Below are 12,589 nucleotides of genomic sequence, written 5' to 3' on the forward strand. Positions count from 1 at the left end.
CCATGGCGCGCGCAGTCTCCACACAACGCAAGATCACCTTCACAGTCATCGCCTGGACCATCGGCTTCCTGATGTTCTTCCCGATACTGTGGACGTTCCTGACCAGCTTCAAGAGTGAAGGCGATGCCATTGCCTCGCCGCCCGTCTTTCTGTTCTTCCATTGGACGACGGAAAACTACACGGAGGTGCAGGGCCGGTCTGACTATTTCAGCCACTTCCTCAATTCGGTCACCATTTCCTTTGGGTCTACGCTTCTGGGGCTTCTGATCGCTATCCCAGCCGCCTGGGCCATGGCCTTTTCACCCACAAAGCGCACCAAGGATGTGCTGATGTGGATGCTTTCCACCAAAATGATGCCGCCGGTTGGCGCGCTCATCCCGATCTACCTGCTGTTTCGCGATACTGGATTGCTGGATAGCCGCATCGGGCTGGTGGTTGTGCTGACCCTTATCAACCTGCCGATCATCGTGTGGATGCTCTACACCTATTTCAAGGAAATTCCGGGGGAGATCCTGGAGGCAGCGCGCATGGATGGTGCTTCGCTGATGAAGGAAGTCATCTATGTGCTGACGCCGATGGCCGTTCCGGGCATTGCCTCCACGCTTTTGCTCAACATCATTCTGGCGTGGAACGAGGCTTTCTGGACGCTCAACCTCACCACCTCGAATGCAGCCCCGCTCACCACGTTCATCGCCTCTTACTCCAGCCCTGAAGGTCTTTTCTACGCCAAGCTTTCCGCTGCCTCGACCATGGCCATTGCGCCCATCGTCATCCTCGGCTGGTTCAGCCAGAAGCAGTTGGTGCGTGGCCTGACCTTTGGCGCCGTCAAGTAACCGTAGATATTCAAGGAAAACGAAGATGGGTTCCATTACTCTTCGCAATGTTTCAAAAGTCTTCGGTGAAGCGAAGGTCATTCCCTCCATCAATCTGGAGATCAACGACGGGGAATTCGTGGTGTTCGTCGGGCCATCCGGCTGCGGCAAATCTACCCTTCTGCGCCTGATCGCCGGGCTGGAGGATGTCTCCGGCGGTGAGATCATCATCAACGGCCAAAATGCCACTGAACTTGCGCCTGCAAAGCGCGGCTTGGCCATGGTGTTCCAATCCTATGCGCTCTATCCGCATATGAGCGTGCGCTCCAATATTGCGTTCCCGTTGAAGATGGCGGGCGTGGACAAGGCGGAAATCGACCGCAAGGTGTCTGACGCCGCCAAGGTTTTGAACCTCACCGATTATCTGGAGCGCAAGCCGCGCCAGCTTTCGGGTGGACAGCGCCAGCGCGTCGCCATTGGCCGCGCCATCGTGCGCCAGCCAGATGCCTTCCTGTTCGATGAACCGCTTTCCAACCTCGATGCAGCGCTTCGTGTGAACATGCGGCTGGAAATCAGCGAACTGCACCAGCAGCTGAAGACCACGATGATCTATGTAACCCACGATCAGGTGGAAGCCATGACCATGGCCGACAAGATTGTGGTGCTGAACAGGGGCAATATCGAGCAGGTGGGTTCGCCGCTCGATCTCTACCGCAAACCGGCGAACCTCTTCGTGGCAGGCTTCATTGGTTCGCCGCGCATGAACCTGATCGAAGGTGCCTATGCCGAGACGAAGGGTGCCAAAACAGTCGGAATCCGCCCGGAACATATCGGTTTATCGCGTGAAAGCGGAACCTGGGAGGGCATGGTCACCATTGCCGAACATTTGGGGTCAGACACCTTCATGCATATCGAGATTGCAGGGATTGGCACGGTGACGGCCCGTGCGGGCGGTGAATTTGGCGTTCGCCATGGCGACCGCGTCTTCCTCACCCCCGATGAGGCCAAGCTGCATCGCTTCAACGACAAGGGGCTGGCAATGTGAGTGCTCTGGATAAAGGGCGAACTTCATTTCACCGTTCAATTTTCAGGACGTGACATCATGACTGTCAAACTTTCGCTTTCCACGCTGGCAGCTGCCGGTAAAACGGCTGCGGTTCCTGGTTACGATCCCGGCAGCCTCAAGGCTGGCATCCTTCATTTCGGCGTTGGAAATTTCCATCGCGCCCATCAGGCGATTTATCTGGACGACCTGTTCAATCTTGGCCTCGATCATGATTGGGGCATTCTGGGTGCCGGTGTGCTGCCGTCCGATCAGGCCATGCGCGACAAGCTTTCCGCGCAGGATTTCCTCACCACCGTCGTGGAGCAGGATAACAACAAGACCGGCGCGCGGGTCACGGCACCGATGGTGGATATTCTGCCTGTAGGCGACACCAATGCCGTCATTGCGGCGTTGGCTGATCCCAAGATTCGCATCGTCTCCATGACAATTACGGAAGGTGGCTATTTCATTGATGCGGAGGGGCATTTCAACCCGTCCCATCCGGCCATCGTCGCGGATAGCCAGAACCCAGATCAGCCGAAGACAGTTTTCGGTCTGATCATTGCGGGCCTTAAGGCGCGGCGTGAGAAGGGCATTGCGCCCTTCACCGTCATGTCCTGCGACAATATTCCGGGTAATGGCCATGTGACGGAAAACACGGTCTGTGGTCTGGCGCGGCTTTCCGATCCGGCATTTGCCGAGTGGGTTCACGAGAACGTGGCCTTCCCGAATTCCATGGTTGACCGCATTACGCCCGCCACAGGTAAACGCGAGATCGACCTTCTGGCGAATGAATTCGGCATTGACGATAACTGGCCGGTCTTCTGCGAAGAATTCAAGCAGTGGGTGATGGAAGACAATTTCCCGGCGGGTCGCCCGGCGCTGGAAAAGGTGGGTGTTCAGTTCGTGCCGGATGTGGCGCCCTATGAGCTGATGAAGATCCGCATTTTGAACGGCGGCCATGCCGCGATTGCCTATCCGGCAGCGCTGCTCGACATTCACTTCGTGCACGAAGCCATGGAGCATCCTCTCATCCGGACCTTCCTCGCCAAGCTGGAGCGGGAGGAAATCATCCCCATTGTGCCGCCGGTGCCGAACACCAATCTGGATGAGTATTTTCAATTGATTGAGCGGCGTTTTCTCAATCCCAAGATTGGCGATACGATCCCGCGTCTGGCGCAGGACGGCTCTAACCGCCAGCCGAAATTCATTCTGCCTTCCACGGTGGATCGCCTGCGGCAGGGAGGGGACATCGTGGGCTTGTCGTTGGTTTCCGCTCTCTGGTGCCGTTATTTCGCAGGAACGACTGACAGCGGCAAGGTGATTTCCTTCAATGATGCGAGTGCAGATAAGCTGCAAGCGGCAGCAGTGAAGGCAAAGGATGATCCGGCGGCATTCCTGGCCTTTGACGAGATCTTTGGTGCCGTTTCCGGCTCTGAGCATTTCCGCCAGCGCTTTGCCCATGCGCTCAACTGCCTGTGGACGAAGGGTACGGCAGAGACACTTCAACTCTATCTCGATAACCGCCTCGTGGAGTAGTCTCAAGGCCATGCAACATGTCCAAGAGCCGCTGGTGATTTTCGATTGTGACGGTGTGCTCGTCGATAGCGAGCCACTGTCCGTCCGTGTCCTGATGGATGCGGTTGCGGCTCATGGCGGTACCTTGTCGGAAGCGGAGGCCTATCGGCGGTTTCTAGGGCGCAGCATGGCCACCATGGTCTCCATTCTGGATGAGGATTTCCGTATAGCTGCCGATGCTGCATTTCTGGATGGCATGCGGCGTGCGCTCTATCAGCGGTTTGAGGAAGAACTGCAGCCCATCACGGGCATAGCCAATGCTGTGCAGCAGATGCCGTGGCGCAAATGCGTAGCCTCTTCCAGCCAACCGGAGCGGATACGTCTTTCTCTTGGGCTGACCGGCCTTCAAGATTTCTTCGAACCGCATATCTTCAGCGCTACAATGGTAAAGCGCGGCAAGCCGGAGCCGGATTTATTTCTGCATGCCGCTGCGGAAATGAATGCCGAACCCGGCAAATGCGTGGTGGTCGAAGATAGCCCGGCCGGAATACTCGCCGCCAAAAGGGCAGGTATGCGCGTGTTTGCCTTCACCGGGGGCTCCCATGCGGACCGGGAGGAGTATCGAGAAGAGGTTGCAGCACTTTCACCAGACGTCATATTTGACGACATGGACAAATTGCTCCACCTTGTGGCTGAAAGTCTGGGAGTGGATGCGCCCTGATCGTGCCTCATGCGGGTCACTCAGCGGAGCATCGAGGGGATGGGAAACACAGCCTGATGCGTCAGTATCTGGTGGCGGTCGACATTGGCACGACCAGCGCACGCGCAGGTGTTTTTGACAGCCAAGGCCGTATGCTGGCCAAGGCCCAGCACCCTATTCAAATGCGCCGGTCGGTGCCGGATTTTGCCGAGCACGATTCCGAAGATATCTGGCAGGCAACCTGTTCTTCCGTGCGTGCGGCTCTGGGCGACGCGGGTGTGCGCGCAGATGAGGTGGCGGGTATTGGCTTTGATGCGACCTGTTCGCTTGTCGTGCGTGACCGAGATCATCGGCCACTGGCTGTCTCCGCAGATGGTGAGCCCCGCTTTGATACCATCGTCTGGCTCGATCATCGTGCTGTCGCGCAAGCGGAAAAAATCAGCGCATCTGGCCATCGAATCTTGGGTTATGCGGGTGGGTCCATCTCCCCGGAGATGCAGATCCCGAAGCTCATGTGGTTGAAGCGCAACCTGCCACGGCAGTGGTCCAGGGCGGGGCTTTTCCTTGATCTTGCGGATTTCCTCACCTGGCGATCAACGGGATCGACCGCACGCTCCCGCTGCACGTTGACGGCCAAATGGAATTATCTCGCCCATGAGGCCCGCGGATGGGACGACAGCTATCTTCGCCTTGCCGGACTGGAGGATTTGCTGGAGCGCGGTGGTTTACCGCAAGAGACGGTGGCACCGGGCGACGCGGTTGGAACGCTGACTTTAGAGGCGGCGCAAGCGCTTGGCTTGACCACGGATTGCGTCGTTGCCGCCGGTCTCATCGATGCCTATGCAGGAACAATCGGCCTTCTCGCGCCGGATCTCGGTCGTTCTGAGGTCGAGCAGAATCTTGCGCTGATCGGCGGCACATCCAGTTGCCTCGTTGCTCTGTCGCGCAAGCCTCAACCGGGACATTCCCTTTGGGGACCATATTTCGAGGCTGTATTAAAAGAATACTGGCTGGTCGAGGGCAGCCAATCGGCCACCGGCGCGCTTCTCGACCATGTGGTGCGAATGCATGCGGCGGGTGGCCAGCCGACGCCAAAGCTGCATCAGGCCATCATTGACCGGATCGGCGTGTTGAGAGCCACCGAAGGGGAGTGCTTCGGAGAGGGGCTGCATATTTTACCTGATTTTCATGGAAACCGTTCCCCACTGGCAGATCCGCGTGCGCGTGGCGTTATCAGCGGACTGACGCTCGACGCGTCCTTCGATGGCCTATGCCGCATATACTGGCGGACATGCGTGGCGCTTGTTCTCGGTATCCGGCATATCCTGGAACGGATGGAGGAATCGGGCTACCGCTTTGAGCGGCTTTACGCGGGCGGCGGCCATCTCAACAATCCGCTCCTGGTAGAGCTTTATGCCGATGTGACGGGACGTAGCGTCCTTCTTCCCAAGGCGCCCGATGCAGTCTTGCTCGGTTCTGCCATGGCAGCGGCTGTTGCCAGTGGTCGCCATCGAGATATGGCTGAGGCGGGAAGGCAGATGGATCAGGGTTCGACCGTAAAACTGCCGGATGCAAAACGGCAGGAAGGGTATGAGCGCGATTACCGTCGTTTTCTTCTGATGCACCGCCATCGCGCCGAACTTGAAGCCTTGTGATGGCTCGCACGCTCGCTGCTGCTTGTTCATGACTAGCTCACCACCTACATCGGTGAGGAACAGGGAGCGTTTCTTACATGATCCTCGAAGCAGCCCGTCTTTCGCTGTTGAACCTTTTTGCCCCGGAAACACGATCTGTATTCTGGAAAGTTTTGGGGCTGACCTTCGTCGTGCTGATGGGGCTATGGTTTGCCCTGCGCGAAGTGTTCTTCCTCTATATCTGGCCATATTTCGCGCAATGGATGCCGACAGTTCCGGGCTGGGCAGGGTGGCTGACCTTCATTTTCGCTATCTTGGCGGGGATCGGACTGGCGCTTGCGCTTGCCCTTCTCATTGCGCCAGTGACCGCTCTGATCGCAGGTCTTTTTCTGGATGACGTGGCCGACGTGGTGGAGCGCCGGGATTATGCCGCCGACCCCCCGGGTATGGCGTTGCCGCTCGGACAGGCGCTTGTGGAATCGGCGAAGTTCCTCGGCGTCGTCATCATCGGCAACATCATCGCGCTGTTCCTGCTCTTTGTGCCAGGCATCAACATTATGGCCTTCTTTCTGGTGAACGGTTACCTGCTGGGGCGAGAATTCTTCGAATTTGCTGCCATGCGCTTTCGTCCAGCCTCCGAGGCCAAGGCCTTCCGGGAAAAGCACAAGGGAACCGTATTCATGGGCGGGCTGTTGATCGCAGGTTTTCTGGCTATTCCTTTCCTCAACCTGCTAACGCCGCTGTTTGCGGCGGGTATGATGGTGCATCTGCATAAGGCCGTCAGCCGCAAGGACCCGTCATTCGCTCTCGCCCAGAGCAGCCACCCCAATCAGTTGCGCGGGTAGCTCTACAAGTGGAGCAGGGATGTCGTTTGTCTTGGCAGGATAGCGACAGAGATCTGCGATCACGCAAATCTCACATTCCGGCTTGCGGGCCTTGCAGGTGTAGCGCCCGTGCAGGATCAGCCAGTGGTGGGCGTGAAAGAGATATTGCTTCGGAATAACACGAACGAGATTATCTTCCACTGCATCCGGGTTTGAGCCGGGTGCGAGCTTGATGCGATTGGCGATGCGGAAGACATGCGTATCGACCGCAAGAGTGGGGATACCAAAAGCCATGGACATCACCACATTGGCAGTCTTACGGCCTACGCCGGGCAGGCGCATGAGTTCTTCGCGGGTTTGCGGAACCTCACCGCCGAAATCATCGATCAGCATTCTGCACAAGGCAATGACGTTCTTTGCCTTGTTGCGATAAAGCCCGATGGTCTTGATGTGCTCGATCACCCCTTCTTCGCCAAGCGCCAGCATCTTGGCTGGAGTATCGGCAATCTGAAACAGTTTGCGGGTGGCACGATTGACGCCCACATCGGTCGCCTGAGCGGAGAGGGCGACGGCAACCACAAGGGTAAATGGGTTGACGTGTTCCAATTCTCCCTTGGGGTCTGGCCTCTGCACCGAAAAGCGCCGGAAGATCTCCTCCAGCTCTGCCTTGTTATAAGCCGTGCGTGCATGTCTGCGACTTCTCGCCGCGCCATTTGACTTTTGTGAGGTTTGCATGTGGGATTGGTTCTTCGAAGTTGCCATATGGCTTGTATCGCAAGGCTAAGGATGGAAGGCAACGTGGACGCCCACGAAGAGCAACCGGTTTTTGCAGCCGAACTGACGCCCTACCGCTCACTGGGACGAAAGGGTTTTCGCATATTGCTCCTGATCAGCGGAGGCATATGCATGCTTCACGCCGCTTTTTTTCTGGCCACTGGAGCATGGCCCATTGGGCTTTTCTTCGGTGTGGACTTCCTGCTGTTGTGGGGCGCGTTCGCCTTGAATTATCGGTCCGGGCGGGCGCGTGAAGAAGTCACGGTGTCGCGCACCAATGTCTCTGTGCGCAAATTCTCGCCCGCGGGCAGGCTCGTGGAACATCGCTTCAACCCTTTTTGGGCTCGCTTTCGTGTAAAGCGGCACCACGAATTCGGCATCACCTCCATGCACGTGACAGGCGAGGGGCGACATACAGATATTGGTTCCTTCCTCAACCCGGATGATCGGGAAAGCTTCGCCAAAGCGTTTCGCTCCGCTCTTTCCACCGTCAAACAACGATTGTGAGGCAAGAAACGGGTGGCACTTGCTCGCGTCCCATGGTCTTCTCGGTTCATGATGAGGATTGAGTCATGAACGCCCTTCAACCCGTGCCGGACAGCCAGATCGACGTGACGCCAACCGGCGAGGATTATCAGATCGTCAAGCAGGTGATCGAACTGATCACGCTGGATTATCGTGAACAGCCCTCGCTGGAGAAGATTGCGGCGGAGCTTGGACAATCACCCACGCAACTGCAGAAAGTGTTTACCCGTTGGGCCGGGCTTTCGCCCAAAGCCTTCCTGCAAGCGGTAACGCTGGATCATGCCAAGCGTCTGCTAGGGCATGAGCAACTGCCGCTACTTGAAACCTCGCTGGAAGTTGGCTTCTCCGGGCCGGGGCGGTTGCATGATCTTTTCGTGACCCACGAAGCCATGAGCCCCGGTGAATGGAAAGCGCGCGGTGGCGGTCTCACTATGCGCTACGGATTTCACCCATCGCCCTTCGGGCTCGCTCTGGTAATAGCAACGGATCGCGGGCTGGCGGGCCTTGCCTTTGCAGATGACGAGGGAGGGCAGGACGCCTGTTTTGAAGATATGGCGCGCCGCTGGCCGAATGCGGAGTATGTCGCCGATCAAGAGGCGACCAAGCCTTATATTGCCAGAGTGTTCGATGCGCGCCGCTGGTCACCCGAGGAGCCGCTTCGGGTGGTATTGATCGGATCGGATTTCCAGGTGCGGGTGTGGCAAAGCCTTTTGAAAATCCCGTTTGGAAAGGCCGTGACCTACTCGGATGTTGCCTGCGATATTGGACAGCCCAAAGCAAGCCGTGCCGTGGGTGCAGCCATCGGACGCAACCCGATTTCCTTCGTTGTGCCATGCCACCGCGCACTGGGTAAAAGCGGCGCTCTTACTGGCTATCACTGGGGGCTAACGCGCAAACGTGCCATTCTCGGCTGGGAGACGGGTAGGGCTTAACGCAGGGTTCAGGCCAGATCAAGAAGTGCTCTTGCTGCGCCTTCATCCGTGATCAGCGTGTTGCAACCGATGCGGCGAATGGTGGCGCGAATGGCTTTAGCGCGGTGCGCGCCGCCGGAGGACAGCACGATGTGCTTTGCCTTCTTCAACGTATCGAGATCGACAGACATGACCCGCTGATTGATGGGGTGGTCGATGGAATGTCCGGCCTCATCCAGGAAGTTGAACATTGTGTCACACACGCAACCCGCGTCCACCAGTTCTTGCAAGGTTTCGTGAGAGATGAAGCCTTCGGATAGCGATGTGGAATGTGGGCCAATATCGCCGCAGGAGACAATTGCGAGATCAAGCTGTTCCGCCAGATCATAAAGGGTTTTGAGGCCGCATTTATCAATGAGTGCTTGTTTCGTCTCGACTGAATCGACGAGCAGAGGTGCGAGAAACATATAGCATTCCGCGCCCAGCTGGCTGGCCAACCGCCACGTATAATCGATGGGATTTGTTTGGTGGACAGCGACAATGCCGCCGAGCAATGAGACGACCTTGCAATTTTCCCGACGTGGAGAGCGGAAGCCGGAAAGGGAGGCGGTCATGGTTCGGCCCCAGCCGACGCCAATGGTCATGTCGTTATTTATGACCTCGGTGAGGAATTGGCCGAGCGCAAGCCCTACGGCTTTGGCCAATGAATCGGCATCCTGCTTTGCTGGGGCTGGCACGACAATCGCCTCATCCAGACCATAAGCCTGTTCCAGCTTGACGGCGAGCGCCACGCAATCATCCACCCCCTCGCTGATCCAGATCTGAACCTCCGAGCGCTTAACCGCTTCATCCAGCATTCGAATGACGGTGGAGCGGCTGACGCCCAGCCTGTCTGCCACATCTTTCTGCGTCAGTCCCTGATTGTAGTAGAGCCAGGCGGCGCGAAGCCGCTGAGAAGCGGCTTCCGAATAAGCAATGTGGGTTTCGCGCTTCAATTTCGCCAAGGGAACTGCCGATTGGTCAGAGTTGTTGATAGTGGTGACTATCAACGTGGATGAGACATATGTCAAATCCGATCAGCAAATGTCTTGACTTTCATTCGCGAGCATTGCGATAGTGGCGGTGAAGGGACGGGCGTGTCCCAAAGCACTTTCAGAACGCAAGGAACATCCGATGGCGTCCAAACTTGAACAACTCCGTTCCATGACCACGGTGGTCGCCGATACGGGCGATATCGAGGCAGTGGCGCGTCTTAAGCCGGTGGATTGCACCACCAACCCGACAATCGTTCTCAAGGCCCTCGGCACGCCGATCTTCGCCGACAAGGTCAAGGAAGCTGTTGTCTGGGGCAAGAGCCAGAACGGTTCTTCAGACGCTGTTGTAGCAGCGGTTGCGGATCGCCTGGCCATTTCCGTCGGTGCGGCACTGGCCGAACTCGTGCCCGGTCGCGTTTCCACCGAAGTGGATGCTGATCTCTCCTTCGATACGGAAGCGTCCATCGCCAAGGCACGCGGCATCATCGCGGCCTATAAGGAGCGCGGTATTGAGAAGGATCGTATTCTCATCAAGCTAGCCTCCACCTGGGAAGGCATCAAGGCTGCGGAAGTGCTCCAGAAGGAAGGCATTGATTGCAACCTGACACTTCTCTTCTCCAAGGCTCAGGCGATTGCCTGCGCTGATGCCAAGGCATTCCTGATTTCGCCTTTCGTTGGTCGTATTCTCGATTGGTACAAGAAGTCGACCGGCCAGGACTATACGGCGGAAACCGATCCGGGCGTCGTCTCCGTTCGCCAGATCTACAACTACTACAAGGCCAATGGCATCAAGACGATTGTCATGGGCGCATCCTTCCGCAATGCAGGCGAAATTGAAGCTCTGGCCGGTTGCGACCGCCTGACCATCAGCCCGGCATTGCTGGATGAGTTGGACAAGGCGGAAGGCACGCTGGAGCGCAAGCTTTCGCCGGACAACATCACGGAAGATCCGTTCCAGCCAATCGACGAGAAAACATTCCGTTGGATGCTGAACGAGGATGCCATGGCGACCGAAAAGCTATCGGAGGGCATTCGCCTCTTTGCCAAGGATCTGCTGGCACTGCGCGATATCGTGAAGAAGGAATTGGCAGCCTAAGCTTCCTTAAAGGTAAAACATTGTACGGCCCGGTTTTCGACCGGGCCGTTCGTGTTTTAGGCAGCTCGATGCGCCTGGATCGACGTCTTCACAAAGGTTGCGATGAAGACCATGCTCATCAGCAATACAATGGTTGGGGCAGGGGCGCTGTCGATGAAGAAGCTTGCGTAGATGCCCACGAAGGAGCAGCCGACGGCAATTGCAATGGCTGTGAGCAGCATGGTGTGGAAGCGGCGTGCCATCAGATAAGCAATTGCGCCCGGACCGACGAGAAAGGCTACGGCCAGAATGATGCCAACAGCCGTCAGCGCCCCCACCACGGTAAGAGACAAGACCGCCAGCAGCCCGTAATGCAGCAGCCTGACCGGTAGGCCGATGGCCTGCGCATGTTGTGCATCGAAAGCGTGCAGCAGCAGATCCTTGCGCAAAATACCGAGGAAGAGAGTTGCTGCCAGTGCGATGAGCCCGGATTGAATAAGATCAGCCGGGGCAATGCCCAGCATATCTCCAAATAGAATATGATCGAGGTGAACATCGCTCTGCACCGCGACATACATGGTCAGGCCCAGCCCAAACATGCCGGAAAAGACGATGCCGAGCACTGTATCTTCCTTGATACGGCTGTTTTCCTTGATGAAGCCGGTGCCTATGGCGCACACCAAGCCAGCTGCGAAGGCGCCAATCGCGAGCGGAATGGAAAGTATGTAAGCGAGAACCACGCCCGGCAGAACGGCATGGGACACAGCATCGCCCATCAGTGACCAGCCCTTGAGGACGAGGAAGCAGGATAGCATTGCCATCGGTACCGAGATCATCAGCGTGACGAGAAATGCGTTCTGCATGAAAGGAAGCTGGAAGGGCAGGATTGCCAATTGCAGGGTTTCGCTCATGCCAGCCTCCCTGCAATTTCCCGGTTCCGTCGGCGTCTAGCCGCCAGCACGCCATGTTTGGGCGCAAAGACAAAGGTGATCAGGAATATGAGCGTTTGTAACACCACGATCACGCCACCTGTCGCGCCATTGAGAAAGTAGCTGGCATAGGCGCCAATAAAGCTGGTGACCGCGCCAATGGTGGCGGCAAGAGCAATCAGGCGGCCAAAGCGATCAGTCAGCAGATAAGCAGTTGCACCAGGGGTCACCACCATTGCAACGACGAGGAATGCGCCAACCGTTTGCAGGGCGGCAACTGTAGAGGCGGCCAGCAGCGTGAAGAACAGCACCTTCAAGGCGTCCGGTTTCAGGCCAATGGTGCGGGCATGGTTCTCGTCAAAGAAGGCAACCATCAGGTCCTTCCATTTGAGCGCCAGCACGGCAAGGCTGACGCCGCCAATCAGGAGCAGTTGCAGCTTGTCCTCGGCGGTGATGGCGAGAATATTGCCAAGAACAATGGTCTGGATGTTCACCGATGTCGGTGAAAGCGACACCATGAACAGGCCAAGGCCAAAGAAGGAGGTGAATATGAGGCCGATAATGGCATCTTCCTTCAACTTTGTGCGCTGGTTGAGAAACAGCATGGCACCAGCCGCAAGCCCACCGGAGAGGAAAGCGCCGAGCGCAAAGGGAAGGCCCAGCATATAGGCACCCGCCACGCCGGGTACGATGGCATGTGAAAGGGCATCGCCAATCAGCGACCAACCCTTCAGCATCAAATAGGCGGAGAGGAAGCCGCAGACGCAGCCGACGAGTGCGCTGACCAGAATTGCATCGCGCATATAGC

General features: G+C 57.2%; 13 protein-coding genes. 9 read left to right on the forward strand and 4 right to left on the reverse strand.

Annotated elements, in window-relative coordinates:
• Positions 1–2 precede the first annotated feature (2 nt).
• The 6 genes from AC0JZ1_RS04240 to AC0JZ1_RS04265 all read left to right on the forward strand — a co-directional run bounded on the left by AC0JZ1_RS04240 (position 3) and on the right by AC0JZ1_RS04265 (position 6,554).
• Positions 3–833, forward strand: a complete 831-nt coding sequence (locus tag AC0JZ1_RS04240; protein WP_471881190.1) for a carbohydrate ABC transporter permease — start codon at positions 3–5, stop codon at positions 831–833.
• A gap of 25 nt (positions 834–858) precedes the next feature.
• A complete protein-coding gene (locus AC0JZ1_RS04245) occupies positions 859–1,857 on the forward strand; it encodes an ABC transporter ATP-binding protein (protein ID WP_471881191.1) in 999 nt (332 codons plus the stop codon).
• 57 nt (positions 1,858–1,914) lie between these two features.
• Entirely contained in the window at positions 1,915–3,396 is a 1,482-nt protein-coding gene (locus AC0JZ1_RS04250) for a mannitol dehydrogenase family protein (RefSeq protein ID WP_471881192.1), read from the forward strand.
• Between the two features lie 10 nt (positions 3,397–3,406).
• Complete coding sequence (locus AC0JZ1_RS04255; protein WP_471881193.1) at positions 3,407–4,096, forward strand: HAD family hydrolase; 690 nt, start codon at positions 3,407–3,409, stop codon at positions 4,094–4,096.
• 56 nt (positions 4,097–4,152) lie between these two features.
• Positions 4,153–5,730, forward strand: coding sequence for an FGGY-family carbohydrate kinase (locus AC0JZ1_RS04260; protein WP_471881194.1), 1,578 nt, complete (start codon positions 4,153–4,155; stop codon positions 5,728–5,730).
• Between the two features lie 77 nt (positions 5,731–5,807).
• Positions 5,808–6,554 carry a sulfate transporter family protein gene (locus AC0JZ1_RS04265; RefSeq protein ID WP_471881195.1) on the forward strand — a complete coding sequence of 249 codons (747 nt, stop codon included), beginning with the start codon at positions 5,808–5,810 and terminating at the stop codon, positions 6,552–6,554.
• Here AC0JZ1_RS04265 and nth read toward each other — a convergent pair.
• The gene (gene nth / locus AC0JZ1_RS04270; RefSeq protein WP_471881196.1) at positions 6,507–7,295 is read right to left on the reverse strand and encodes an endonuclease III; all 789 of its coding nucleotides are present in this window, start codon (positions 7,293–7,295) and stop codon (positions 6,507–6,509) included. The genes AC0JZ1_RS04265 and nth overlap by 48 nt on opposite strands.
• Positions 7,296–7,319: 24 nt before the next feature.
• On the opposite strand from nth, the gene AC0JZ1_RS04275 reads away from it, so the two are divergent.
• Together AC0JZ1_RS04275 and AC0JZ1_RS04280 are read left to right on the forward strand one after the other, a co-directional pair.
• Complete coding sequence (locus AC0JZ1_RS04275; RefSeq protein WP_471881197.1) at positions 7,320–7,814, forward strand: DUF2244 domain-containing protein; 495 nt, start codon at positions 7,320–7,322, stop codon at positions 7,812–7,814.
• A gap of 65 nt (positions 7,815–7,879) precedes the next feature.
• Positions 7,880–8,764, forward strand: a complete 885-nt coding sequence (locus AC0JZ1_RS04280; protein WP_471881198.1) for a methylated-DNA--[protein]-cysteine S-methyltransferase — start codon at positions 7,880–7,882, stop codon at positions 8,762–8,764.
• An 8-nt stretch (positions 8,765–8,772) separates the two neighbouring features.
• On the opposite strand, the gene AC0JZ1_RS04285 is transcribed toward AC0JZ1_RS04280, so the two are convergent.
• Positions 8,773–9,747, reverse strand: coding sequence for a sugar-binding transcriptional regulator (locus tag AC0JZ1_RS04285; RefSeq protein ID WP_471881199.1), 975 nt, complete (start codon positions 9,745–9,747; stop codon positions 8,773–8,775).
• Positions 9,748–9,916: 169 nt separating this feature from the next.
• Between AC0JZ1_RS04285 and tal the strand changes: the two genes are divergently transcribed.
• Positions 9,917–10,873 carry a transaldolase gene (tal, locus tag AC0JZ1_RS04290; protein ID WP_471881200.1) on the forward strand — a complete coding sequence of 319 codons (957 nt, stop codon included), beginning with the start codon at positions 9,917–9,919 and terminating at the stop codon, positions 10,871–10,873.
• Positions 10,874–10,929: 56 nt separating this feature from the next.
• Here tal and AC0JZ1_RS04295 read toward each other — a convergent pair whose 3' ends face one another.
• Both AC0JZ1_RS04295 and AC0JZ1_RS04300 read right to left on the reverse strand, forming a co-directional pair.
• Positions 10,930–11,763, reverse strand: coding sequence for a metal ABC transporter permease (locus AC0JZ1_RS04295; RefSeq protein ID WP_471881201.1), 834 nt, complete (start codon positions 11,761–11,763; stop codon positions 10,930–10,932).
• On the reverse strand, positions 11,760–12,584 hold the full coding sequence (locus AC0JZ1_RS04300; RefSeq protein ID WP_471883350.1) for a metal ABC transporter permease: 825 nt from the start codon (positions 12,582–12,584) through the stop codon (positions 11,760–11,762). Before AC0JZ1_RS04300 ends, AC0JZ1_RS04295 begins: the two co-directional genes overlap by 4 nt.
• Positions 12,585–12,589 lie beyond the last annotated feature (5 nt).

This window comes from Affinirhizobium capsici, assembly GCF_977018625.1.

Coding starts and splice junctions, on each gene's coding strand:
- AC0JZ1_RS04245 (WP_471881191.1), top strand. CDS start 859: ATGGGTTCCATTACTCTTCGCAATGTTTCAAAAGTCTTCGGTGAAGCG.
- AC0JZ1_RS04265 (WP_471881195.1), top strand. CDS start 5,808: ATGATCCTCGAAGCAGCCCGTCTTTCGCTGTTGAACCTTTTTGCCCCG.
- AC0JZ1_RS04300 (WP_471883350.1), bottom strand. CDS start 12,584: ATGCGCGATGCAATTCTGGTCAGCGCACTCGTCGGCTGCGTCTGCGGC.
- nth (WP_471881196.1), bottom strand. CDS start 7,295: ATGGCAACTTCGAAGAACCAATCCCACATGCAAACCTCACAAAAGTCA.
- AC0JZ1_RS04275 (WP_471881197.1), top strand. CDS start 7,320: ATGGAAGGCAACGTGGACGCCCACGAAGAGCAACCGGTTTTTGCAGCC.
- tal (WP_471881200.1), top strand. CDS start 9,917: ATGGCGTCCAAACTTGAACAACTCCGTTCCATGACCACGGTGGTCGCC.
- AC0JZ1_RS04240 (WP_471881190.1), top strand. CDS start 3: ATGGCGCGCGCAGTCTCCACACAACGCAAGATCACCTTCACAGTCATC.
- AC0JZ1_RS04260 (WP_471881194.1), top strand. CDS start 4,153: ATGCGTCAGTATCTGGTGGCGGTCGACATTGGCACGACCAGCGCACGC.
- AC0JZ1_RS04255 (WP_471881193.1), top strand. CDS start 3,407: ATGCAACATGTCCAAGAGCCGCTGGTGATTTTCGATTGTGACGGTGTG.
- AC0JZ1_RS04250 (WP_471881192.1), top strand. CDS start 1,915: ATGACTGTCAAACTTTCGCTTTCCACGCTGGCAGCTGCCGGTAAAACG.
- AC0JZ1_RS04295 (WP_471881201.1), bottom strand. CDS start 11,763: ATGAGCGAAACCCTGCAATTGGCAATCCTGCCCTTCCAGCTTCCTTTC.
- AC0JZ1_RS04280 (WP_471881198.1), top strand. CDS start 7,880: ATGAACGCCCTTCAACCCGTGCCGGACAGCCAGATCGACGTGACGCCA.